The sequence below is a fragment of the Diaphorobacter sp. ED-3 genome (assembly GCF_027625375.1).
Classification (GTDB): domain Bacteria; phylum Pseudomonadota; class Gammaproteobacteria; order Burkholderiales; family Burkholderiaceae_C; genus Diaphorobacter; species Diaphorobacter nitroreducens.
Genome location: NZ_CP115182.1, coordinates 625,191 through 648,111 on the forward strand (window position 1 = coordinate 625,191; position 22,921 = coordinate 648,111).

At 67.9% G+C, this 22,921-nt stretch carries 14 protein-coding genes and 1 pseudogene; 10 read left to right on the plus strand and 5 right to left on the minus strand.

Annotation, left to right across the window (positions count from 1 at the left end):
- Positions 1-28 precede the first annotated feature (28 nt).
- The 3 genes from PCQ86_RS03115 to PCQ86_RS03125 all read left to right on the plus strand — a co-directional run bounded on the left by PCQ86_RS03115 (position 29) and on the right by PCQ86_RS03125 (position 3,346).
- On the plus strand, positions 29-745 hold the full coding sequence (locus PCQ86_RS03115) for a YggS family pyridoxal phosphate-dependent enzyme (protein ID WP_196994502.1): 717 nt from the start codon (positions 29-31) through the stop codon (positions 743-745).
- Positions 746-783: 38 nt separating this feature from the next.
- The gene (locus PCQ86_RS03120; RefSeq protein ID WP_270174840.1) at positions 784-1,920 is read left to right on the plus strand and encodes an aminotransferase class V-fold PLP-dependent enzyme; all 1,137 of its coding nucleotides are present in this window, start codon (positions 784-786) and stop codon (positions 1,918-1,920) included.
- 79 nt (positions 1,921-1,999) lie between these two features.
- On the plus strand, positions 2,000-3,346 hold the full coding sequence (locus PCQ86_RS03125; protein WP_187148593.1) for a DUF445 domain-containing protein: 1,347 nt from the start codon (positions 2,000-2,002) through the stop codon (positions 3,344-3,346).
- A 59-nt stretch (positions 3,347-3,405) separates the two neighbouring features.
- On the opposite strand, the gene PCQ86_RS03130 is transcribed toward PCQ86_RS03125, so the two are convergent.
- The 4 genes from PCQ86_RS03130 to purU all read right to left on the minus strand — a co-directional run bounded on the left by PCQ86_RS03130 (position 3,406) and on the right by purU (position 7,407).
- The gene (locus tag PCQ86_RS03130) at positions 3,406-3,861 is read right to left on the minus strand and encodes a hypothetical protein (RefSeq protein WP_012655460.1); all 456 of its coding nucleotides are present in this window, start codon (positions 3,859-3,861) and stop codon (positions 3,406-3,408) included.
- Positions 3,862-3,953: 92 nt separating this feature from the next.
- On the minus strand, positions 3,954-5,438 hold the full coding sequence (locus PCQ86_RS03135; RefSeq protein ID WP_270174841.1) for an FAD-linked oxidase C-terminal domain-containing protein: 1,485 nt from the start codon (positions 5,436-5,438) through the stop codon (positions 3,954-3,956).
- 175 nt (positions 5,439-5,613) lie between these two features.
- Positions 5,614-6,534 carry a LysR substrate-binding domain-containing protein gene (locus PCQ86_RS03140; protein ID WP_270174842.1) on the minus strand — a complete coding sequence of 307 codons (921 nt, stop codon included), beginning with the start codon at positions 6,532-6,534 and terminating at the stop codon, positions 5,614-5,616.
- Between the two features lie 24 nt (positions 6,535-6,558).
- Positions 6,559-7,407: a formyltetrahydrofolate deformylase gene (gene purU / locus PCQ86_RS03145; protein WP_011803889.1), complete on the minus strand. Its 849-nt coding sequence runs from the start codon at positions 7,405-7,407 to the stop codon at positions 6,559-6,561.
- On the opposite strand from purU, the pseudogene PCQ86_RS03150 reads away from it, so the two are divergent.
- Positions 7,408-9,779, plus strand: a pseudogene (locus PCQ86_RS03150) (putative bifunctional diguanylate cyclase/phosphodiesterase).
- Positions 9,780-9,806: 27 nt separating this feature from the next.
- Here the strand turns inward: PCQ86_RS03150 and PCQ86_RS03155 are convergent.
- Entirely contained in the window at positions 9,807-10,661 is an 855-nt protein-coding gene (locus PCQ86_RS03155; protein ID WP_270174843.1) for a ChaN family lipoprotein, read from the minus strand.
- A gap of 290 nt (positions 10,662-10,951) precedes the next feature.
- Between PCQ86_RS03155 and PCQ86_RS03160 the strand changes: the two genes are divergently transcribed.
- The 6 genes from PCQ86_RS03160 (at position 10,952) to PCQ86_RS03185 (ending at position 22,909) form a co-directional block, all read left to right on the plus strand.
- Positions 10,952-13,393, plus strand: a complete 2,442-nt coding sequence (locus PCQ86_RS03160) for an adenosylcobalamin-dependent ribonucleoside-diphosphate reductase (protein WP_270174844.1) — start codon at positions 10,952-10,954, stop codon at positions 13,391-13,393.
- 170 nt (positions 13,394-13,563) lie between these two features.
- A complete protein-coding gene (locus tag PCQ86_RS03165; protein WP_270174845.1) occupies positions 13,564-15,480 on the plus strand; it encodes a type IV pili methyl-accepting chemotaxis transducer N-terminal domain-containing protein in 1,917 nt (638 codons plus the stop codon).
- Positions 15,477-16,148 carry a response regulator gene (locus tag PCQ86_RS03170; RefSeq protein WP_011803893.1) on the plus strand — a complete coding sequence of 224 codons (672 nt, stop codon included), beginning with the start codon at positions 15,477-15,479 and terminating at the stop codon, positions 16,146-16,148. Before PCQ86_RS03165 ends, PCQ86_RS03170 begins: the two co-directional genes overlap by 4 nt.
- 145 nt (positions 16,149-16,293) lie before the next feature.
- Positions 16,294-17,586, plus strand: coding sequence for an MFS transporter (locus PCQ86_RS03175; protein ID WP_270174846.1), 1,293 nt, complete (start codon positions 16,294-16,296; stop codon positions 17,584-17,586).
- A 46-nt stretch (positions 17,587-17,632) separates the two neighbouring features.
- Positions 17,633-19,084, plus strand: a complete 1,452-nt coding sequence (locus PCQ86_RS03180; protein WP_270174847.1) for a NarK family nitrate/nitrite MFS transporter — start codon at positions 17,633-17,635, stop codon at positions 19,082-19,084.
- 36 nt (positions 19,085-19,120) lie between these two features.
- Positions 19,121-22,909, plus strand: a complete 3,789-nt coding sequence (locus tag PCQ86_RS03185) for a nitrate reductase subunit alpha (RefSeq protein ID WP_012655470.1) — start codon at positions 19,121-19,123, stop codon at positions 22,907-22,909.
- The last annotated feature ends 12 nt before the right edge of the window (positions 22,910-22,921 follow it).

Consider the following 22,921-nt stretch of genomic DNA (forward strand, 5'->3'; position numbering starts at 1 on the left):
TATCGTTTGATACGCTTGGGCGAACATTATGACGACGATTGCCAGCAACCTCCAGAATGTGCGGGAGCGCATCGCGCGCGCCTGCGCGGCGGCCGGCAGGCCACCCGATGCCGTGGCGCTGCTGGCGGTTTCCAAGACCTTCGGCCCCGAGGCCGTGCGTGACGCGGCGTTGGCGGGCCAGCGGCGGTTTGGCGAAAACTACATTCAGGAAGCCGTGGAAAAGATGGCTCTGGTGGCGGCGCTCGGGCTGCCGCAGCCGCTGGAGTGGCACTGCATCGGCCCGGTGCAGAGCAACAAGACCCGCCTGGTGGCCCAGCACTTCGACTGGGTGCACACGGTGGACCGCCCCAAGACGGCGCAGCGTCTGTCCGACCAACGTCCCGACAACCTGCCCGCGCTGCAGGTCTGTATCCAGGTGAACGTGGATGGTGGCGCCACCAAGGCCGGTGTGCCGGCCGAGGAGGCATTGGCGCTGGCCCAGGCGGTGGCAGCGCTGCCGCGGCTCACGCTGCGCGGCGTCATGAGCATCCCCGACCCGGCGCCCGACGAGGCTGCGCAACTGGCCGTGCTGCTGCGCGTGCGCCAGGTGTTCGACACCCTGCGCGCGCAGGGCGGCCCGGGGTTCGAGGCGGTCGATACCCTGTCGCTGGGCATGACCGGCGACCTGGAGGCCGCGGTGCGCGCCGGCAGCACCATGGTGCGCGTGGGCAGCGGCATCTTCGGTGCGCGCCACTACCCGGCCTGATAAGCTGGCCGTCATCTAGTTTTGACGGAGATTCCCTCATGCCCGGTTTGCTGCCCGATGTCGATCCCGATGGCCTGCTCGAATTCTCGGTGGTCTATACCGACCGTGCGCTCAACCACATGTCGCGCCGCTTCGTGGGCGTGATGCAGGACATCCTGTCGACGCTCAAGGAGGTCTACCGCGCGCACACGGCGGTGCTCGTGCCCGGCAGCGGCACCTTCGGCATGGAGGCCGTGGTACGCCAGTTCGCCAACCGTGAGAAGGTGCTCATCGTGCGCAACGGCTGGTTCAGCTACCGCTGGAGCCAGATCTTCGACGCCGGTGGGCTGGGCGATGGTGCCGTGGTCTGCCAGGCGCGCCGCCAGGGCGACGGTCCACAGGCGCCCTGGGTGCCCTGCCCGGCGAGTGAGGTGGCCGCCGCCATCCGCGCCGAGCGGCCGAAGGTGGTGTTCGCCCCGCATGTGGAGACGGCCAGTGGCATCCTGCTGCCCGACGATTACCTGCGCACCGTGAGCGACGCCGCGCACGAGGTGGGCGCGCTGTTCGTGCTGGACTGTGTGGCCTCCGGTGCCATGTGGGTGGACATGGAAAAGACCGGTGTGGACGTGCTGATCTCCGCGCCGCAAAAGGGCTGGAGCGGCTCGCCCTGCTGCGCCATGGTGATGCTGTCGGCCCGCGCGCGCGAGGCGATCGAGCAGACGCAGAGCTCCAGCTTCTCGTGCGACCTCAAGAAGTGGATGCAGATCGCCGAGGGCTACGAAAAGGGCCAGCACGCCTACCACACCACCATGCCCACCGATGCGCTGGTGCGCCTGCGCGACGTGATGCTGGAAACGCGCGACTACGGCTTTGCCAAGGTGCGCGACGAGCAGATCGCACTCGGCGCCAAGGTGCGCGCGCTGCTGCAGGCGCGGGGCTTTCCCAGCGTGGCGGCTGCGGGCTACGAGGCACCGGGCGTGGTGGTGAGCTACACCACCGACCCCGGCATCCAGAGCGGCAAGAAGTTCGCCGAGGCGGGGCTGCAGACCGCCTCGGGCGTGCCGCTGCAATGCGGCGAGGGTGCGGACTTCCAGACCTTCCGCCTGGGCCTGTTCGGCCTGGAGAAGTGGCACAACGTGGACCGCACGGTGGGCCACCTGGCCGCGGCGCTGGACCAGGTCGCGCCGGCGCGCTGACTGGCCGGCGGCGCAAAAGCGTCCATCTCCTACAACCGCGGGGTGGCGTGGGCCGCGGTGCGCGGCTATGCTTTCCCGCATGCATGCGTCCCCCCTGGAGCCTGGTGCGCAGGCCGCGGCTTCGGCCGAGCCGGCCGCGCTTGCGGGCCGCGCCTCCCAGCTGTCCCGGGCCAAGCGCCAGGCCACCGGCCTGCTGCTGGCAGTGGTCGTCGTCTTTGCGCTGACCTATTTCTTTCCACCCAGTCTGGGCGTGGCCTGCGTGCGCGCCGTGGCGGAGGCCGCCATGGTGGGCGCCCTGGCCGACTGGTTTGCGGTGTCGGCGCTGTTTCGGCGCATCCCGCTGCCGCTGGTGCAGCGCCACACCGACATCATTGCGCGCAACAAGGACCGCATCGGCGGCAACCTGGCGGTGTTCGTGCGCGACAAATTCCTGGACGCGCCTTCGCTCGTGACCATGATCCGCCGCCACGATCCGGCCAACATGCTGGCGCAGTGGCTCACGGCACCGGCCAACGCGCGCCTGCTGGGCAGGCAGGTGGCCAGGCTGGCGCTGACCGCGCTGGACACGGTGGAGGACGCGAAGATCCAGGCCTTCCTGAGCCAGGCCGCGCGCACGCTGGTGGGCAAGATCGACCTGTCGCGCTCCATGGCGTCGGCGCTGGGCGCGCTCACCTACCAGGGCCGGCACCAGGCGCTGCTGGACGACCTGCTGGAGCGCCTGGGCGGCATGGTGCGATCCGAGGACACGCGCGCCTTCGTGGCCGACACGCTGCTGCAGTGGATCAAGCGTGAGCATCCGCTCAAGCAGAAGGTGCTGCCCACCGACTGGCTCTCGGGCAAGGGCGCCTCGGCCATCACGCACGCCGTGGACACCCTGCTCAAGGCGGTGGCCGAGGACCCGCAGCACGAGCTGCGCGAGGCGTTGGACGGCGCCGTGCAGCGCCTCATCGCCCGCCTGCAGACCGACCCCGATTGGGCGCGCCGCGGCGACGAGGTGCGCGGCTACCTGCAGAACGACGAGGTGCTGGGCCGCTATGTGCGCGATCTGTGGAGCGACCTGCGCCAGAAGCTGCGCGACGATCTGATGAACGAAGACTCGGCATTGTCCGCGCGCGTGGCCGACATGGGGCAGTGGCTGGGGCTGTCGCTCGCGGGTGATGCGGCGCTGCGGGTGCGCCTGAACGTGCGCCTGGAACTGTGGGCCGCCACCTTTGCGCCCGATGTGGCGCAGTCGGTGGCCGAACACATCCGCGCCACGGTGCAGCGCTGGGACGCGCAGGAGATGGCGCGGCTGGTGGAACTGCACATCGGCAGCGACCTGCAGTACATCCGCATCAACGGCACCGTGGTGGGCGGCTGCATCGGGCTGCTGCTGTTCGCCGTCTCGCACGCGGGCGCTTTGTGGGCGGCGGTGGTCGGGTCCTGAGTGCTATCTAATTAGTAGCTGCTAGCGCTTACTGGATAAGCGCTAAGACCCGATTTTGCTTAGAACCGAAAATCCAGCGTTTGCGGCGCCCGGCCCACTTGCACGGTGCGGCTGTGGTTCTGGCCGGCGCCCTGTACCTCCACACGGTAGCTGCCCGCAGGCAGTTGCAGCAGGCACACGGGGCCGCCGGCGCGCAGTTGCATCGCGTCGCCCCCGCCTTGCGGGGTGATGCGCACGTCGACGTTGGCCTCGTAGGCGCCATCGGCACGCGCGAACAGCAGCGACAGGGGGTAGTCCTTCATGGCTGCGCGCATGGCGGTGGATTCGTCCGTGCCGATGCCGCCGCACTGGTAGTGCAGCGCGCCGGCCGTCTGCACGGGCGGCAGCACGGCCGGGCGGGGCGCGCTGTCGGCCTGCGCCTGCACGGCGCTGGCGCCGCTGGCCAGCAGGGCGCACAGACCCAGTGGCGCGAGACGGCGCGGAAGTCGAAACGGGAACGGGGACAACACGGGCATGGCGCACCTCCTTGTCAGGGGTAAAAGCGCCATGCTGGCACCTGGTTGCGCGCCGCGCTGTCAGCCCAGGGCGCGAGCGCGCGTGGTGGCCGTCAGAAGCGCGGCAGGTTGGCGTGGCTCATCTTGCCGTTGCGCACCAGCATCTTGCCGTACTCGGCGCAGCGGTTCAGCGTCGGGATCACCTTGCCGGGGTTGAGCAGGCCCTGCGGGTCGAACGCCTCCTTGAGCGCGAACATCTGCGCGTTCTCCTCCACGGTGAACTGCGCGCACATGGAGTTGAGCTTTTCCACCCCCACGCCGTGCTCACCCGTCACGGTGCCGCCCATGGCCACGCTGGTTTCCAGAATGTCGGCGCCGAACAGCTCGCAGCGGTGCAGCTGGTCGGGGTCGTTGGCATCGAACAGGATCAGCGGGTGCAGGTTGCCGTCGCCCGCGTGGAACACGTTGCAGCAGCGCAGCTGGTACTTCTTTTCCATCTCCTGGATGGCGAGCAGGATGTCCGCCAGGCGCTTCCTCGGGATGGTGGAGTCCATGCACATGTAGTCGGGACTGATGCGGCCGCTGGCGGGGAAGGCGTTCTTGCGCCCGCTCCAAAAGCGCATGCGCTCTTCCTCGCTGGTGCTGACCGAGATGGCCGTGGCGCCCGAGCCGCGCAGCACCTCGCTCATGCGCGCGATCTCTTCCTCCACCTCCTCGGGCGTGCCGTCGGACTCGCACAGCAGGATGGCCTCGGCCGTCAGGTCGTAGCCGGCCTTGACGAAGTCCTCCACGGCGGCGGTCATGGGCTTGTCCATCATCTCCAGCCCGGCGGGGATGATGCCGGCGGCGATCACCGCGGCCACGGCGTCGCCGGCTTTGCGCACGTCGTCAAAGCTGGCCATGATGCAGCGCGCCAACAGCGGCTTGGGCACCAGCTTGACGGTGATCTCCAGCGCCACGGCCAGCATGCCCTCGCTGCCGATCACGGCGGCCAGCAGGTCGTAGCCGGGCGCGTCCAGCGCCTCGGCTCCGAAGGTGATGGGCTCGCCCTCCATGGTGTAGCCGCGCACGCGCAGCACGTTGTGCACCGTCAGGCCGTACTTCAGGCAGTGCACGCCGCCGGAGTTCTCGGCCACGTTGCCGCCGATGGTGCAGGCGATCTGGCTGCTGGGGTCAGGGGCGTAATACAGGTTGTAGGGCGCGGCGGCCTCGCTGATGGCCAGGTTGCGCACGCCGCACTGCACGCGCGCCGTGCGGGCGACCGGGTCCAGGTCCAGGATGCGGTTGAACTTGGCCAGCGACAGCGTCACGCCCATGGCATGCGGCATGGCGCCGCCCGACAGGCCCGTGCCCGCGCCGCGCGCCACCACGGGCACGCCCAGGCGGTGGCAGGTCTTCAGCACGGCCTGCACTTCGCCTTCCGTCTCGGGCAGGCACACGACCAGCGGGCGCTGGCGGTAGGCCGTGAGGCCGTCGCATTCGTAAGGCGTGGTGTCCTCGGGCTGCCAGAGCAGCGCATGCTGTGGCACGCAGGCCGACAGGGCCTGCACGACCTCGGCCTGGCGCTGGGCGCGTTCGGTGGATGTGGGGCTGGGCATGGCGTGACTGTAGGCCATGGCGTGCGCGCGCGGCGTGAGTTTTCTTGCAGGCGGGCGTGAGCCGTGTTGCGCCAGTTGCTGCGTTATTAATAGCTACTGGCGCTTGATGGATAAGCGCTAGAGCCTGATTTGGCTTGTGGAAATTAGCTTGCGCACGGCCGCGCCGCTTGCGGGGTTACCTCAGCGTGCGGCGCAGCCAGTCCGCGAAGGCCGCGCATTCCCAGCGGTCCATGGTGCCGGTGCGCCAGCACAGGTAGTGCGCGTAGGGGCTGGGGGCGTCGGTGTCGAACAGGCGTACCAGTGTGCCCTGGTCCAGCCAGGGCGCGGCGAGCTTGAGCCGTACCGGGGCCACGCCCATGCCCGCCGCGGCGGCGTCGCACATCAGGCCCACGTCGTTGAATTGCGAGCCTTCGTTGGGTTCGGCCCAGGCCAGGCCCACGGCTGCGAACCAGCTGCGCCAGGGCTCCAGCGGGCTGCGCAGCAGGGGCAGGCCTTCCAGGTCCTCGGGGCGCTCGAAGGGGCCGTGCTCGCGCACGAAGCCGGGCGAGGCCAGGGGCGTGAGCACGTCGCGTGCGATCTCCACATGCTCCATGTCGGCGTAGTGGCCGGGGCCGTAGCGCACGACGAGGTCCGCGTCCTCCGCCACCACGTCCAGCAGCGGGATGGAGACCTGCAGGGCCAGGTCGATCTCGGGGTAGGTCTCGGTGAACTGGCGCAGCCGCGGGATGAGCAAGGCGCGCGCGAAGGTGGGGGTGACCGCGATCTTCAGCCGGCGCTTGCCCGGGGCCACTGCCGTGCCTGGGAAGCGCTGCAGCGCGGTGAGCCCCTCGCGCACATGGGCCAGATAGGCGCTGCCATCGGTGGTCAGGGAAAAGTCGGCCCGCCCGAACAGCCGCGTGCCCAGGATCTGCTCCAGCTGCTTGACGCGGTGGCTTACGGCGCTGGGGGTGACGCACAGCTCATCGGCCGTCTGCGTCACGCTGCGCAGGCGCGCCAGCGCCTCGAAGGTCAGCAGGCACTGGATGGGCGGGATGCGCCGCAGGCTGGCGGCGTCCAGGGCCGCCTTGGCCGCGATGGAAGGGGATTGCGTGGCCATGGCGGCGTGTGGGGCAAGGCGGGTTCAGCGGAAGACGACGGTCTTGTGGCCGTTGAGCAGCACGCGGTGCTCGCTGTGCCACTTCACGGCGCGCGCCAACACCTGGCTTTCGGTGTCCCGCCCGCGGGCGGTGAGATCTTCCACGGTATCCGTGTGATCCGCTCTTGTAACATCTTGTTCGATAATCGGCCCCTCGTCGAGGTCGGCCGTCACGTAGTGGGCGGTGGCGCCAATCAGCTTCACGCCGCGGTCATGCGCCTGGTAATAGGGTTTGGCGCCCTTGAAGCTGGGCAGGAAGCTGTGGTGGATGTTGATCGCGCGGCCCGACAGCTTGGTGCACAGGTCGTTGGACAGCACTTGCATGTAGCGCGCCAGCACCACCAGTTCGGCCCCCTCGGCCTGGATGATCTCGTACTGCTTGGCCTCGGCCTGCGCCTTGGTGGCGGCGGTGACGGGGATGTGGTGGAAAGGGATGTTGTAGCTGGCCGCGAGTTGGTAGAAGTCGCGGTGGTTGCTGATGATGGCGCGGATGTCGATGGGCAGCAGACCGCTCTTGTAGCGAAACAGCAGGTCGTTGAGGCAGTGGCCTTCCTTGCTGACCATCAGCACGGTCTTCATGGCCGCGCTGGTGGCATGCAGGCTCCAGCGCATGCTGTGCTCTTCGGCAAAGGTGGCCAGTTCGGCCTTGAGCGTGGCTTCGTCGGTGGACTCGCATGCGAATTGCACGCGCATGAAGAAAAGGCCGGTGCCCTGGTCGTTGTACTGAGCGGCTTCCTCGATGTTGCCGCCGTGGTCCAGCAGGAAGCCGGAGACGGCGTGCACCAGCCCGAGCCGGTCGGGGCAGGACAGTGTCAGGATGTAGGAATGGGTCATATGCTGCGATTGTCGCAGCACGCGAGGCCCCTTCAGGAGTGTGGATTGCTGAGTAAAGGCGCGGGCCGCAGGCCCTCGTGGAGGCCCCTGCAGGGCCGCTGGATGTTGGCGCTGGCCGTTGTTGCCATGGGTGCGGCCTGGGCCTGGGCGGGTGCGGCCGCCTTGCAGTACCTGCCCCTGGAGCCGCAGGCGCTGCAGTCCCTGCTGCAGTACAAGAGCGTGCTGGACGCCGTGCTGGCGGGTACTCTGCTGGGCTGGCTCCTGCTGCGCTGGCGCCGGGGCGGGAGCCGGCGCACCCTGGCGCGCCGGGTGGAGCAGGTGCTGCGCCACGCGCCCGCCGGCATGGCGCGGCTGAGCATGGACGGCCGCCTGGTGTGGGCCAATGAACGCCTGCGTGAATGGCTGGGCGTGGCGCCGCACGAGCCGCTGCCGCAGGTCGACTTCCGAACGCTGGTGCGCCCGCACGACAGCGATTGGGCGCAGCGGCAACTGCAGCGGCTGCGCGCCGGCGAGATCGACCATTACCAGGGCGAGCGCTGGTGCCGCAACCAGCGCGATGGATCGCAGCTGCCCGTGCTGTGCACCGTGAGCCATGTGCTGGCCCTGGAGAGCGAGCCCGACCACCTGGTGTGCGTACTGCAGTCCCTGCGCGAAGTGCATGCCGCGCGCGACGCGCAGGCGCTCAGCGAACAGCGCTGGCGCTTGGCGGCCACGGTGGTGGACAACACCATCGAAGGCGTGGTGGTCACCGATGCCGACGGCCGCATCCTCTCGGTCAACCCGGCCGTCACGCGGCTCATGGGCTATACCGAGGAAGAGTTGCTGGGCCAGAACCCGCGCGTGTTCAAGTCGGGGCGGCATGGACCGGCGTTCTACGAGGCCATGTGGGACACCATGCGCCAGACGGGCCACTGGCAGGGGGAGATATGGAACCGGCGCAAGAACGGCGAGGTGTTCCCGGAGCGCATGTCGCTCTCGGCCGTGCGCGGCGCGGACGGCGCGGTGACGCACTACGTGTGCATGTTCACCGACATCTCCGAGGAAAAGGCCCAGCACCAGCGCCTGGAGTTCCTGGCGCACTGCGACCCGCTGACCGGCCTGCCCAACCGCGCCTGGTTTGGCGAGCAGCTCGACAGCGCCGTGCGCCAGGCACAGGACAGCGGCGAGCAGATGGCCCTGCTGCTCCTGAACCTGGACCGCTTCAAGGACGTGAACGACAGCTACGGCCACGCCGTGGGCGACGAGGTGCTCAGGCACACACCCGCCAGGTGGAGCAGAGCCTGCGCCCGGGCGATCTGCTGGGGCGGCTGGCCGGCGACGAGATCGCCGTGCTGGCCCGCCACCTGCGCCATGCGGACGGCGCGGCAGCCGTGGCGCGGCACCTGATCGCCGCGGCCAGCACGCCCTGGTGCACGCCCGATGGCATCGAGGTGGTGGTGGGCGTGAGCGTGGGCATCTGCATGTTCCCCGGGCATGCGCGGACCACCGAGGCGCTGCTGCAGGGCGCGCATTCCTCGGTGTACGGCGCCAAGGCCCGCGGGCGCGGCGCGTATTGCTTCTTTGACGAATCGCTCATTCAGGCCGCGCGCGAGCGCCTGGAGATCGAGGCGCGGCTGCGCGTGGCCCTGGCGCAGGGGCACCTGCGGCTGTACTACCAGCCGCAGGTATGCATCGCCACCGGCCGGATCATGGGGGCCGAGGCGCTGGTGCGCTGGCTGGACCCGCAGGAGGGCATGATCTCGCCCGCGCGCTTCATCCCCGTGGCCGAGACCTCGGGCGTGATCGGCCCGCTGGGCCAGTGGGTGATGCGCGCCGCCTGCGAGCAGGGCCAACGCTGGCGCGCCGACGGCCTGCCGGAGATCCGCCTGGCCATCAACCTCTCGCCGCGCCAGTTCCAGTTGACCGACGTGGCCGCCTGCGCCGGCGAGGCGCTCAAGGCCAGCGGCTTCCCGGCCCGCTGCCTGGAGCTGGAACTGACCGAGTCGGTGCTGGCCGAGCGGCCCGACGAGATCCGCGCCGTGCTGCAGCGGCTGCAGCAGCTGGGCGTGCGCATGGCGGTGGACGACTTCGGCACCGGCTATTCGTCCCTGGCGCACCTCAAGCGCTTTCCCATCGACGTGCTCAAGATTGATCAGGGCTTCATCCGCGACATTCCCCGCAGCGCCGACGACATGGCCATCAGCGCCGCCATCGTTGCCATGGGGCACAGCCTGGGGCTGTCGGTGCTGGCCGAGGGGGTGGAGACGCCGCAGCAGCTGGCGTTCCTGCGCGAGCGCGGCTGCGACGCCTACCAGGGCTACCTGTGCAGCCGCCCCTTGCCGGTGGAGGAGTTCGCCCGGCTGCTGCAGGCGCACAACGGCATGGCGGGCTGAGCGAGCGCGGGCTGGGGCCAGCGTCCGCTACGGCGCGGGCGGCGGGCCGGGCCAGCGCTCGCGCAGCTCCGCGCACGGGTCGTGGGGCGTCAGCGCCGGTGTGCGGTGGACGTAATCCGCTTCGCTTTCAATAGCTGCTCGCGCTTGTCCCGCTTGGGCTATTGCCACTTTTGACGTGAAATCACTCGGCAGCCACGTGGGCACGCCCAGGCTGCGCTGCACATGGCCGAAGCCCGCCACCAGCAATACCGTGCGGCCGGGGCGGTGGGCGGCCTGCACGGCGCGCGCCATGCGGGCGTCCCGCGCCAACTGGATGCGCACCATGGGCATCAGCCGCTGCGCCGGCACCAGGCCGCAGTGGCCCTCCTCGATCGCGGTGCGCTGGCGCGCCAGCGCGGCGGGAGGCAGGTGCGTGTCCAGCGCGGTGTCGCGCATGGCTTGCGGCATCTGGCTGCGCGGCAGGTTACCGCCGCGCACCGGCACGCCCGCGGCCACGGCAGCCATCACCACCGGCGCATAGCGGTCCCAGGGCCAGGCCTGTTCATCCCATTGCAGCGCGGCGCGCACCTGGGCAGCGTCCGCGTCCGGCGGTAGGCCATCGGTGCCCGCGCCTTCGGGCGCCATCTCCAACACCAGGGCCGCAAGGCGCTGGCGCGCGGCGAGCCACTGGACCGTGTGCCGCTGCCACTGCTGGTGGGCGGCGGCGTCATGCTGCTCGCCCAGCAGCAGGGCGTCCACGGGCGGCCAGCGCTCCAGTTGGGCGTCCCAGGCGGCGTTGCCCGCGGTGGTTGGTGCCGACTGCTCCAGAAGTGTGGTACAGCCGGCGGCGAATGCCAGAGCCAGCGTGGCGAGCAGAAAGCGGTACAGCGGTAGGGTTGGCATGCCCAATGGTAGGACGTGGCGACATTGCAACCGGGCGTAAATGTGACTTGCATGAGGAGCGCTTTGGGCCGTAATTTGCGGCGGGCCGCGCCACGGGCGGCTGGCGTGCTACAGGAAACGGAGAGCGCAACTAGGCTGCACGGCCGCGTGACCGCCGAGGCGACAACGACTTCGCAGGGTCTTCATGTAAGGTTCGCGGCGAAGCGTCCCGCGCGGTGTGAAAATCGAGAATTGCCGCCGCGCTTGGGTCGCGGCGTGCACGTCAGTTAGATCCTTTCGGAGCCCCTTCCATGCAGCGTGAAATCACCGACCTTGCCCCCGCCCTGTCTACACAACCCATCAGCATGGATGTGCTGAAGGAGAAATACTTCAAAGACGGCGAGAGCGATGTCGAGGATCTATTCCGCCGCGTGGCGCGGGCGTTGGCCTCGGTCGAGCGCGAGGACATGCGCCAGGCCCTGGAGGCGCGCTTCCTGGACAACCTGCGTGCCGGCGCCATCGGGGCGGGGCGCATCATGAGCGCTGCCGGCACCGACATCCAGGCCACCCTCATCAACTGCTTCGTGCAGCCCGTGGGCGACTGCATCCAGGGCGTGGACGATGCGGGCTACCCCGGCATCTACGAGGCCCTGCGCGAGGCCGCCGAGACCATGCGCCGCGGCGGCGGCGTGGGCTACGACTTCTCGCGCATCCGCCCGCGCGGCGCGCTGGTGAAGGGCACGGCCTCCATGGCCTCGGGCCCCTGCAGTTACATCAACGTCTTCGACCAGTCCTGCTCCACGGTGGAGAGTGCGGGCGCGCGCCGCGGCGCGCAGATGGGCGTGCTGCGCATCGACCACCCGGACGTGCTGGACTTCATCACCGCCAAGCGTACGCCGGGCCGCTGGAACAATTTCAATGTGTCCGTGGGCGTGCCCGACGCCTTCATGGAAGCGGTGGAGCAGGACCGTGATTGGGAGCTGGTGCATGGCGCCGCGCCCGGTGCGGAGCTGCAGGCCCAGGGCGCACACCAGCGTGCCGACGGCCAGTGGGTGTACCGCACGGTGCGCGCGCGCGAATTGTGGGACACGATCATGAAGTCGGCTTACGACTTCGCTGAGCCCGGCATCCTGTTCCTGGACCAGATCAACACCGACAACAACCTGCACTACACGGAGACCATCCAGGCGACCAACCCGTGTGGCGAGCAGCCGCTGCCGCCCTACGGCTGCTGCGACCTGGGCCCGATCATCCTCACACGCTTCGTGCGCAACCCGTTCGGGCTGCATGGCGAGGCGTCGTTCGACTTCGATGCCTTCGAGCAGGCCGTGGCCACCCAGGTGCGCGCGCTGGACAATGTGCTGGACGTGACCTTCTGGCCCCTGCCGCAGCAACAGGCCGAGTCGGCGGCCAAGCGCCGCATCGGCGTGGGCTTCACGGGCATGGGCAACACTCTCGCCATGCTGTGCAAGCGCTACGACCGCCAGGAAGGGCGCGACATGGCGGTACAGATCGCCGAGCGCATGCGCAACGCGGCCTACCGCGCGTCGGTGGAACTGGCCAAGGAAAAGGGCGCATTCCCCAAGTTCGACGCCGATGGCTACCTGGCCAAGGGCACCTTCGCCAGCCGCCTGCCCGCGGACATCCAGAAGGCCATCCGCAAGCACGGCATCCGCAACAGCCACTTGCTGTCTATCGCGCCCACGGGCACGGTGAGCCTGGCCTTTGCCGACAATGCCTCCAACGGCATCGAGCCGCCGTTCTCCTGGACCTACACGCGCAGGAAGCGCGAGGCCGACGGCAGCAAGAGCGAGTATGTGGTGGAGGACTACGCCTGGCGTCTATACAAGACCCTGGGCGGCGACGTGAACCATCTGCCTGCGTACTTCGTGAGCGCCATGGACATGGCGGCCGCCGACCACGTGGCCATGATGGAGGCCGTGCAGCCCTTCGTGGACACGGCGATCTCCAAGACCGTGAACGTGCCCGAGGACTACCCCTACGCCGATTTCAAGGGCCTGTACATGCAGGCCTGGCACTCGGGCCTGAAGGGCCTGGCCACCTACCGGCCCAACAGCATCCTGGGCGCCGTGCTGGAAGTCACGCCCGCCGCAGCGCCGGCCCCCGCCGCCGCACCCGAGGCCGCGCCCGCCCCGGTGGTGGTGGACCCCATGCGCACCATGATCGAGAGCCGTCCCACGGGCGGCCTGTCGGCCGTGGCGGAGAAGCTGGAGTACTGGACGCAGGAAGGCCACAAGACGCTGTACCTGATCGTCTCCTTCCTGCCCGTGCCTGACGGGCGCGGCGGCACGGTGGACCGCGCCATCGAGTTCTTCATGCCCGTGGGGCAGAGCGGCGAATCGCAGCAGTGGATCACGTCCAGCATGCGCCTGCTGTCGCTGGCCGCGCGCGGCGGCTTCCTGGAGCGCGCGCTGTCCGACATGCGCAAGGTGGCCTGGGACCGCGGCCCCGTGCGCCTGGGCACGCACCAGAAGGCCGACGGCACCCACGTGCCGCTGTGGCACGACTCCGAGGTGGCCGCCATCGCGTATGCCGTGCAGAACATCCTGGCCCAGCGTGCCATGCCGCAGCAGCAGGTGCTGCCGCTGGACGAGCCCGCCGCAGCGCCCGCGACCGGCATGCCTCCGGCCATGGCCGGCAAGAAGTGCAATGAGTGCGGTGCCCACGCCGTGATCCGCAAGGATGGCTGCGACTACTGCACCCAGTGCGGCGCCCTGGGCAGCTGCGGCTGAGTACACCGGAATGCCCTGGCAATGCCAGGGCATTTGCTACCAATATGATAGCTGTTTGCGCTTGATGGGAGCGCGCAAAGGCATGTTTTGGCTTGTATGCCGCGGCCGTCTGCTTGAGCGAACTTGACTTCCATCAAGACATTTCGAAAGCGCGTGCCTACACTGCCGCCATGCGCAACAAGTCCACGCTGTCCACCAAGCTGCTGGCCATGGGCACGGTGTTCCTGCTGGTGGCGCTGGCATCCATCGGCTTCACGCTGTGGGTGACCTGGAAGTTGGAGGGGGGCGCCGCTGCGGTGAACGAGGCGGGCCGCCTGCGCATGAACATGCTGCGCATGGTGCTGGCCCAGCAGAACGAGTCGCCCCAGGAATTCGCGCGGCTGGAAACGCGCTTCAACGAAGGGCTGGAGTTGCTGCGCACGGGTGACCCCGCCCGGCCGCTGTTCGTGCCCTGGAGCGATGACACGCGCGAGCGCTACGAACACATCCGGCGGCAGTGGCTGCTCATCGAAAACGACTGGAAAGCCGCCGCGCACTATGAAAGCAGCGCCGAGGCCGTGGCGCGTGCCGATGCCTTCGTGCTGGACCTGGACAGCTTCGTCGAGGCCATCGAGATCCAGATCGTGCGCCTCACGGCGGTGCTGCATCTGTTCCACCTGTTCATGGTGGCGTTGGCCATCGGCTCGGCTGTGGCCTTCATGGCGCTGAGCTACCTGCTCGTACTCAACCCCGTCACGCGGCTGCAACAGGCCCTGGCGCGGCTGCGCAAGGGCGACCTGGGCACGCGCCTGGAGGTGGAAGCCGACGACGAGTTCGGCCAGCTGACGGCGGGTTTCAACCTCATGGCCCATGCGCTGCAGACCTCGCACGAGGACCTGGAGCGCAAGGTGCGCGAAAAGACCGCCACCATCGAAGTGCGCAACCAGCGCCTGGCGGCGTTGTATGCGGTGAGCGCCCTTGCGGCGGAGGCGGGGAGCCTGGAAGAGTTGACCCAGGGTTTCGTGCAGCAGATCCGCCGCGTGGCGGGGTGCGACGCGGCGGCCGTGCGCTGGTCGGACGAAGCCAACGAGCGCTACGTGCTGCTGGCCTCCGACGGGCTGCCCCAGTCGCTGGTGGAACATGAGCACTGCGTGGTCACCGGCGCCTGCGAATGCGGACAGGCGCAGGGCCAGGCGCGCATGCGTGTGATTCCGATCATGCCTGTCGGGGGCCTGCAGTTGCCGCATTGCCGCGAGGCCGGCTTCGAGACGGTGGTGAGTATCCCGGTGCAGATGCACCAGCGCCTGTTGGGCGAGGTCACGCTGCTGTATCGCAGTCCGCTGGAGCTGTCGGCGGAGATGCGCGAGCTGCTGTCCACCATGGCGCATCACTTGGCCACTTCCATGGAAAGCCTGCGCGCCTCGGCGCTGGAGCGCGAGGCAGCGGTGGCGCAGGAGCGCAGCCTCATTGCGCGCGAATTGCACGACTCCATCGCGCAGTCGCTGGCCTTTCTCAAGATCCAAACCCAGCTGCTGCGCGACGCGGTGGCGAAGGACAACACCGAGGCGCGTGACCGCAGCATGGCGGAGCTGGATACCGGTGTGCGCGAATGCTATGCCGACGTGCGTGAGCTGCTGGTGCACTTTCGCACGCGCACGCAGGACGAGGACATCGAAGCGGCGCTGCGCGCCACGCTCTCGAAGTTCGAACACCAGACCGGCGCGGCCACGGCGCTGAGCATGGCGGGGCACGGCCTGCCGCTGGCGCAGGACGTGCAGATCCAGGTGCTGCACATCCTGCAGGAGGCCTTGTCCAACGTGCGCAAGCACGCCGATGCACGCCGCGTGGAGCTGCGGGTGCAGCGCCACCCCCGCTGGCGCTTCGAGGTGCAGGACGATGGCCGCGGGTTCGACCCGGACAGCGTGCCACCCGATTCGCTGCATGTGGGCCTGGGCATCATGCGTGAACGCGCGCAGCGCATCGGTGCGCATCTGGAGCTGGTTTCGCGCCCCGGCGGCGGTGGCACCTGCGTTGTCCTGGAGCTGCCACCAACTACCCGCGAGGAGCCTGCGTTGCCCTTCTCCCTTGTTTCTTCCGCCGCCGCATGAATGCTCCCACCACGCTTTTCCTGATCGATGACCACACCTTGCTGCGCCGCGGACTGGTGGCGCTGCTGTCCCAGCAGCCGGACCTGCGCGTGGTGGGCGAGGCCGGGGACGCCGCGGAGGCCCTGCGTCTGCTGCCTGCGCTGCGCCCCGACGTGATCCTGCTGGACAACCACCTGCCCGGTGTGCGCGGCGTGGACGCCATCGCCGGCCTGCGCGAGGCGTCGCAGGGCAGCCGCGTGTTGATGCTCACGGTGAGCGAGGATGGGCAGGATCTGGCGGCCGCCTTGCGTAACGGCGCGCAGGGGTATCTGCTCAAGACCATTGACGGTGACCTGCTTGCGCAGGCGATACGGCGGGCTGCACGCGGCGAGCCGGTGGTCAGCCCCGAAATGATGGGCAAGCTGGTGGCGGCGTTCCAGTCCCAAGGGGCGCCCACGCCCGAGCCCCTGCCCGAAGAGGAAGAGCCCGCGTCGGTGCTGTCGCCGCGCGAAGAAGACGTGTTGCGCGAGATTGCGCGCGGTCTCAGCAACAAGGAAATCGCACGTGCGCTCGACATTGCCGAGACCACCGTGAAGATCCATGTGCAGCACATTCTGCGCAAGCTGGGACTGTCCTCGCGCGTACAGGCGGCGGTCTACGCCTCGGACCGCCACCGCCTCACGGAATAACCCCGGAGCTTGGCATAGTTCTTTGTGAGTAGGGCGGCCTATGCCGCCCTCGTCCTTTTGCACCGCCCGCGGTGTCCCAGCGAAGGATGTGCAGGCACGGCCAGTTGCGGGACCATTGCACCGTACCCAAGAGAGGACATCTGCAATGGCTCAACTGCCCCAGCGCGCCGCGCCGAGCGCCTCAACCGTCGGCGAAGACCCACGCCATACCCGCAAAGCCTGGTCAGTTCTCATCGTCAGCACGCTCGCCTTCACCGTCTGTTTCATGGTCTGGATGATGTTCGGCGTCATCGGGATCCCGATCAAGAAGATGCTGAACCTGAGCTCCACCCAGTTCGGCCTGCTCACGGCCATGCCCGTGCTCACGGGCTCGCTGGTGCGCGTGCCGTTGGGTATCTGGACCGACCGCTACGGCGGCCGCATCGTGATGGCGTTGCTCATGGCCGCCACCGTTCCCGCCATCTGGATGATGGGTTACGCCACCGAATACTGGCATTTCCTCGTGATCGGCCTGTTCGTCGGTTTGGCTGGCGGTTCGTTCTCGGTTGGCACGCCCTATGTGGCCCGGTGGTTCCCCAAGCATCGCCAGGGCACGGCCATGGGCGTGTATGGCGCGGGCAACTCGGGCGCGGCCGTGAACAAGTTCGTGGCGCCCGTGATCCTGGTGGCCTTCGGGTGGGCCGCCGTGCCGCATGTGTATGCCGCCATCATGCTCGGTACGCTGGTGCTGTTCTGGCTGTTCAGCCACAGCGACCCGGCACACCTGGTACCCAGCAACGTGTCCTTTGGCGAACAGCTCAAGGCACTGAAGGACCCCAAGGTGCTCAAGTACTGCCAGTACTACAGCATCGTGTTCGGTGGCTATGTGGCGCTTTCCCTGTGGATGGTGCAGTACTACGTCGGTGAGTACGGCCTTGACATCCGTGTGGCGGCGCTGTTGGCAGCCTGCTTCTCGCTGCCGGGTGGCGTGCTGCGCGCCATCGGCGGCGTGCTGTCCGACAAGTTCGGGGCGCACTCCGTGACCTGGTGGGTGATGTGGGTGAGCTGGATCTGCCTGTTCCTGCTGTCCTACCCGCAGACCGACTTCACCATCCAGACCGTCAACGGACCCATCACCCTGCACGTCGGCTTGAACGTATACATGTTCACCGCGCTGATGTTCATCCTGGGCATCGCCTGGGCCTTCGGCAAGGCCAGCGTCTTCAAGTACATCAGCGACGACTACCCCAAGAACATCGGCGCCATCTCTGGCATCGTGGGGCTGGCCGGCGGCCTGGGCGGCTTCATCCTGCCCATCATGTTCGGCGCCCTGCTCGACTTCACCGGCATCCGTTCCAGTGCCTTCATGCTGCTCTATGGCGTGGTCTGGGTGTCCCTCATCTGGATGTATTTCACCGAGGTGCGCCGCACCGAGCTCATGGGCCCGCACGGGGCCTAGGGCACCACCCCTGCGAGGGCCTGAGCGGCCCGACTTGGAGAATCGCATGAACACCACTTCCGGCAACGCGCCGCGGGCCTCGCGTCCGGGCCGGGTGCTGACCGTCTGGACCCCGGAGGACAAGGCCTTCTGGGAACGCGAAGGCGAGGCCATCGCCAAGCTCAACCTGTGGATCTCGGTGCCGGCGCTGTTCCTGGCCTTTGCGATCTGGCAACTGTGGAGCGTCGTGGCGGTGAACCTACCGGCCCTGGGCTTCAAGTACTCGACCAACCAGCTCTTCTGGCTCGCCGCCGCACCGGCCCTGTCGGGGGCGACGCTGCGCATCTTCTACTCGTTCATGGTGCCCCTCGTGGGAGGGCGGCGCTGGACGGCGCTGTCCACCGCGTCGCTGCTGATCCCCGCCATCGGCATCGGCTATGCGGTGCAGGATCCCACCACCAGCTATCCGACGATGCTGACCCTGGCGCTGCTGTGTGGCCTGGGGGGCGGCAACTTCAGCTCCAGCATGGCCAACATCAGCTTCTTCTTTCCGAAGGAGCGCAAAGGCTCGGCGCTGGGCGTGAACGCCGGCCTGGGCAACCTGGGGGTGTCGGTGGTGCAGTTCCTCACGCCCCTGGTCATCACCGTGGGCGTGTTCGGCGCGTTCGCCGGCGATCCCCAGACCATCGTCACCAAGGCGGGCGATACGGTGCAGGTGTGGATGCAGAACGCCGCCTTCGTCTGGGTGCCCTGGATCGCCATTGCCGCCGTGCTCGCGTGGTTCTTCATGAACGACATCGCCGACGCCAAGGCCTCCTTCGCCGCCCAGGCCGCCATCTTCACACGCAAGCACAACTGGCTGATGTGCGTGCTCTACCTGGGCACCTTCGGTTCCTTCATCGGCTTTGCTGCAGGGTTCCCGCTGCTCATCAAGAGCCAGTTCCCCGACGTGAATCCGCTGGCTTATGCCTGGCTGGGGCCTCTGGTGGGGGCGCTGATCCGGCCGGTGGGCGGCTGGCTGTCGGACAAGCTCGGCGGGGCCACCGTCACGCTGTGGAACTTCCTGGTGATGGCGCTGGCCGTGCTGGGCGTGCTGTACTTCCTGCCCAAGGGCAGCGGCGGCTTGGCCCTGCCGTTCGGCCCCGCCGAGGGCAGCTTCACAGGCTTCTTCCTGATGTTCCTCGTGCTCTTCCTGACCACCGGCATCGGCAACGGATCGACCTTCCGCATGATCCCGGTGATCTTCCTGAACCAGAAGCTGCGGGAACTGAAGAGCGACGATGAAGCCGCGCGTGCGCAGGCCCTGAAGGAAGGCAACACCGAAGGCGCGGCCGCCCTGGGCTTTGCCGGAGCACTGGGCGCCTACGGGGGCTTTTTCATTCCCAAGAGCTATGGCAGCTCCATCGCCGCGACGGGCGGTCCCGAGTTCGCGCTGTGGATGTTTGCCGTTTTCTATGTTCTCTGCATCATCATCACTTGGTGGTACTACTCTCGCAAGCATGCAGAGATGCCCTGCTGAGCCACGCCACTACAACGATTTCCAAGGAGTCCCACGATGAGCCATTTCCTAGACCGTCTCTCGTACTTTGCGCAGCCGCGCGAAACCTTCTCGCAGGGCCACGGCCAGACCAACGGCGAAGACCGTACATGGGAAGACGCCTATCGCGACCGCTGGGCGCACGACAAGATCGTGCGCTCCACCCACGGTGTGAACTGCACGGGCAGTTGCTCGTGGAAGATCTACGTCAAGGGCGGCATCGTCACGTGGGAAACACAGCAGACCGACTACCCGCGCACGCGTCCCGATCTGCCCAACCATGAGCCGCGCGGCTGCGCACGCGGCGCCAGCTACAGCTGGTACCTGTACAGCGCCAATCGCGTGAAATACCCCATGGTGCGTGGCCGCCTGCTCAAGCACTGGCGCGCCGCACTGGCCATCGCCAAGAGCCCTGTGGACGCTTGGGCCGCCATCGTCGAGAACGACAGCGCGCGCCGCGAATGGCAGAAGCAGCGCGGCCTGGGCGGCTTCGTGCGCAGCACCTGGGACGAGGTCAACCAGATGATCGCTGCGGCGAACGTCTACACCATCAAGAAGCACGGGCCGGACCGCATCATCGGCTTCTCGCCGATCCCGGCCATGTCGATGATCTCGTACGCTGCTGGCAGCCGCTACCTGAACCTGATCGGCGGCGTGCCGATGAGCTTTTACGACTGGTACTGTGACCTGCCGCCGTCCAGCCCGCAGGTGTGGGGCGAGCAGACCGACGTGCCCGAGTCGGCCGATTGGTACAACTCCAACTTCATCATCGCCTGGGGCTCCAACGTGCCCCAGACGCGCACACCCGATGCGCACTTCTTCACCGAAGTGCGTTACAAGGGCGCCAAGGTCGTGGCCGTGACGCCCGACTATTCCGAGGTGGCCAAGCTGGCCGACCTGTGGCTGCACCCCAAGCAGGGCACCGATGCCGCCGTGGCCATGGCCATGGGCCACGTGATCCTCAAGGAGTTCTACTTCGACAAGCGCTCGGCGTATTTCGACGACTACGCGCGCCGCTACACCGACCTGCCGCTGCTGGTGGTGCTCAAGGAGAAGACGCTGCCGGATGGCCGCACGGTGATGGTCCCCGACCGCTATGTGCGCGCCAGCGACTTCGGCGACAAGCTGGGCCAGACCAACCACCCCGACTGGAAGACCGTGGCCTACGGTACCGACGGCAAGGTGGCGCTGCCCAATGGCTCCATCGGCTTCCGCTGGGGCAAGGACGGCCGTGACGACCAGGGCCTGTGGAACCTGGAGTCCAAGGAGGCGCGCACGGGCAACGACGTGCAGCTCAAGCTGTCGGTGCTGGAAGACGGGGCGCAAGAGCACCAGGTGACCGATGTCGCCTTCCCGTACTTCGGCGGCATCGAGACCCCCAACTTCGAGGCCAACGACCAGGGCGGCGACGTGATCGTGCGCCGCGTGCCCATCACCCACCTCGACCTGCAGGGCGAGGGCGTGCAGGGCCGCGTGGCCGTGGCCACGGTGTTCGACCTGCAGGTGGCCAACTACGGCATCCTGCGCGGCCTGCAGGGCGAGGAGAAGGACGGAGGCTACGACGCCAACGCCCCCTATACCCCGGCGTGGCAGGAGAGCATTACCGGCGTGCCGCGCGACCAGGTGATCGCCATCGCGCGCCAGTTTGCCGACAACGCCGACAAGACCCACGGCAAGTCCATGGTGATCATCGGCGCGGCTATGAACCACTGGTACCACTGCGACATGAACTACCGCGGCATCATCAACATGCTGATGATGTGCGGCTGTATCGGCCAGAGCGGCGGCGGATGGTCGCACTACGTGGGCCAGGAAAAGCTGCGCCCGCAGACGGGCTGGACCGCGCTGGCCTTCGCGCTGGACTGGATCCGCCCGCCGCGCCAGCAGAACTCCACCAGCTTCTTCTATGCCCACACCGACCAGTGGCGCTACGAGAAACTGGGCGTCGAGGAAGTGCTATCGCCCCTGGCGGATGCCAAGGCCTACCAGGGATCGATGATCGATTTCAACGTGCGCTCCGAGCGCATGGGCTGGTTGCCCAGCGCGCCGCAGCTGCAGACCAACCCGCTGCAAGTGGTGCGGGATGCCGCCGCCAAGGGGATGGACGCCAAGGACTACGTGGTGCAGTCGCTCAAGAACGGCTCGCTCACGCTGAGCTGCGAGGATCCCGACAACCCGATGAACTGGCCGCGCAACATGTTCGTGTGGCGTTCCAACATCCTGGGCTCGTCGGGCAAGGGGCATGAGTACTTCCTCAAGCACCTGCTGGGCACCACCAACGGCGTGCAGGGCAAGGACCTGGGCAAGGACGAGGCCAAGCCCACCGAGGTGAAGTGGCATGCCCAGGCGCCCGAAGGCAAGCTGGACCTGCTGGTGACATTGGACTTCCGCATGAGCACGACTTGCCTGTATTCGGACATCGTGCTGCCCACGGCGACGTGGTACGAGAAGAACGATCTCAACACCAGCGACATGCACCCCTTCATCCACCCGCTGTCGGCAGCCGTCGACCCGGCGTGGCAGTCGCGCAGCGACTGGGAGATCTACAAGGGCTTCGCCAAGGCCTTCAGCGAAGTCTGCGTGGGCCACCTGGGCGTGGAAAAGGAAGTCGTACTCACGCCGATCATGCACGACACCCCGGCCGAGCTGGCACAGCCCTACGGCGTGAAGGACTGGAAGCGCGGCGAGTGCGACCTGATCCCCGGCGTGACCGCTCCGCAGGTGACGGTGGTCGAGCGCGACTACCCCAACACCTACAAGCGCTTCACGGCCCTGGGCCCGCTGATGGACAAGGTCGGCAACGGCGGCAAGGGCATTGCCTGGAACACCGAGACCGAAGTGGCGCAGTTGGGCGACCTCAACGGCCGCGTGCGCGAGGAAGGCGTCACGCAGGGCCGTCCGCGCATCGTGAGCGATATTGACGCCACCGAAGTGGTGATGATGCTCGCCCCCGAGACCAACGGCCACGTGGCCTGCAAGGCCTGGGAGGCCCTGGGCAAGCAGACCGGACGCGAACACGTGCACCTGGCGCTGCACCGCGAGGACGAGAAGATCCGTTTCCGCGACATCCAGGCGCAGCCGCGCAAGATCATCAGCTCGCCCACATGGAGCGGGCTGGAGAGCGAGAAGGTCAGCTACAACGCCGGCTACACCAACGTGCATGAGCTGATCCCATGGCGCACCCTCACCGGTCGCCAGCAGTTCTACCAGGACCACCCCTGGATGCGCGACTTCGGCGAGGGCTTCGTGAGCTACCGTCCGCCGGTGCACCTGAAGGCACTGCACGAGGTCGAGGGCAAGATGCCCAACGGCAATCCCGAGATCGCGCTGAACTTCATCACGCCGCACCAGAAGTGGGGCATCCACAGCACGTACAGCGACAACCTGCACATGCTCACGCTCAACCGCGGCGGCCCGGTGATCTGGCTCAGCGAGGACGACGCCAAGCGCGGCGGCATCGTGGACAACGACTGGGTGGAGCTGTTCAACGCCAACGGCGCCATTGCGGCACGTGCGGTGGTCAGCCAGCGCGTGAACCCGGGCATGGTGCTCATGTACCACGCGCAGGAAAAGATCATCAACACCCCGGGCTCGGAGATCACGGGCACGCGCGGCGGCATCCACAACTCCGTCACGCGCGTGGTGCTGAAGCCCACGCACATGATCGGCGGGTACGCGCAGTACAGCTACGGCTTCAACTATTACGGGACCATCGGCACCAACCGCGACGAGTTCGTGCTGGTGCGCAAGATGCGCCGCGTCGACTGGATGGACGACGAGGCATCCACCAGCGCCGCCCACGCCTGAGCGATAAGGAGA

Coding starts and splice junctions, on each gene's coding strand:
- purU (WP_011803889.1), bottom strand. CDS start 7,407: ATGACCCATTCCTACATCCTGACACTGTCCTGCCCCGACCGGCTCGGG.
- PCQ86_RS03170 (WP_011803893.1), top strand. CDS start 15,477: ATGAATGCTCCCACCACGCTTTTCCTGATCGATGACCACACCTTGCTG.
- PCQ86_RS03165 (WP_270174845.1), top strand. CDS start 13,564: ATGCGCAACAAGTCCACGCTGTCCACCAAGCTGCTGGCCATGGGCACG.
- PCQ86_RS03160 (WP_270174844.1), top strand. CDS start 10,952: ATGCAGCGTGAAATCACCGACCTTGCCCCCGCCCTGTCTACACAACCC.
- PCQ86_RS03175 (WP_270174846.1), top strand. CDS start 16,294: ATGGCTCAACTGCCCCAGCGCGCCGCGCCGAGCGCCTCAACCGTCGGC.
- PCQ86_RS03120 (WP_270174840.1), top strand. CDS start 784: ATGCCCGGTTTGCTGCCCGATGTCGATCCCGATGGCCTGCTCGAATTC.
- PCQ86_RS03180 (WP_270174847.1), top strand. CDS start 17,633: ATGAACACCACTTCCGGCAACGCGCCGCGGGCCTCGCGTCCGGGCCGG.
- PCQ86_RS03185 (WP_012655470.1), top strand. CDS start 19,121: ATGAGCCATTTCCTAGACCGTCTCTCGTACTTTGCGCAGCCGCGCGAA.
- PCQ86_RS03155 (WP_270174843.1), bottom strand. CDS start 10,661: ATGCCAACCCTACCGCTGTACCGCTTTCTGCTCGCCACGCTGGCTCTG.
- PCQ86_RS03115 (WP_196994502.1), top strand. CDS start 29: ATGACGACGATTGCCAGCAACCTCCAGAATGTGCGGGAGCGCATCGCG.
- PCQ86_RS03135 (WP_270174841.1), bottom strand. CDS start 5,438: ATGCCCAGCCCCACATCCACCGAACGCGCCCAGCGCCAGGCCGAGGTC.
- PCQ86_RS03130 (WP_012655460.1), bottom strand. CDS start 3,861: ATGCCCGTGTTGTCCCCGTTCCCGTTTCGACTTCCGCGCCGTCTCGCG.
- PCQ86_RS03140 (WP_270174842.1), bottom strand. CDS start 6,534: ATGGCCACGCAATCCCCTTCCATCGCGGCCAAGGCGGCCCTGGACGCC.
- PCQ86_RS03125 (WP_187148593.1), top strand. CDS start 2,000: ATGCATGCGTCCCCCCTGGAGCCTGGTGCGCAGGCCGCGGCTTCGGCC.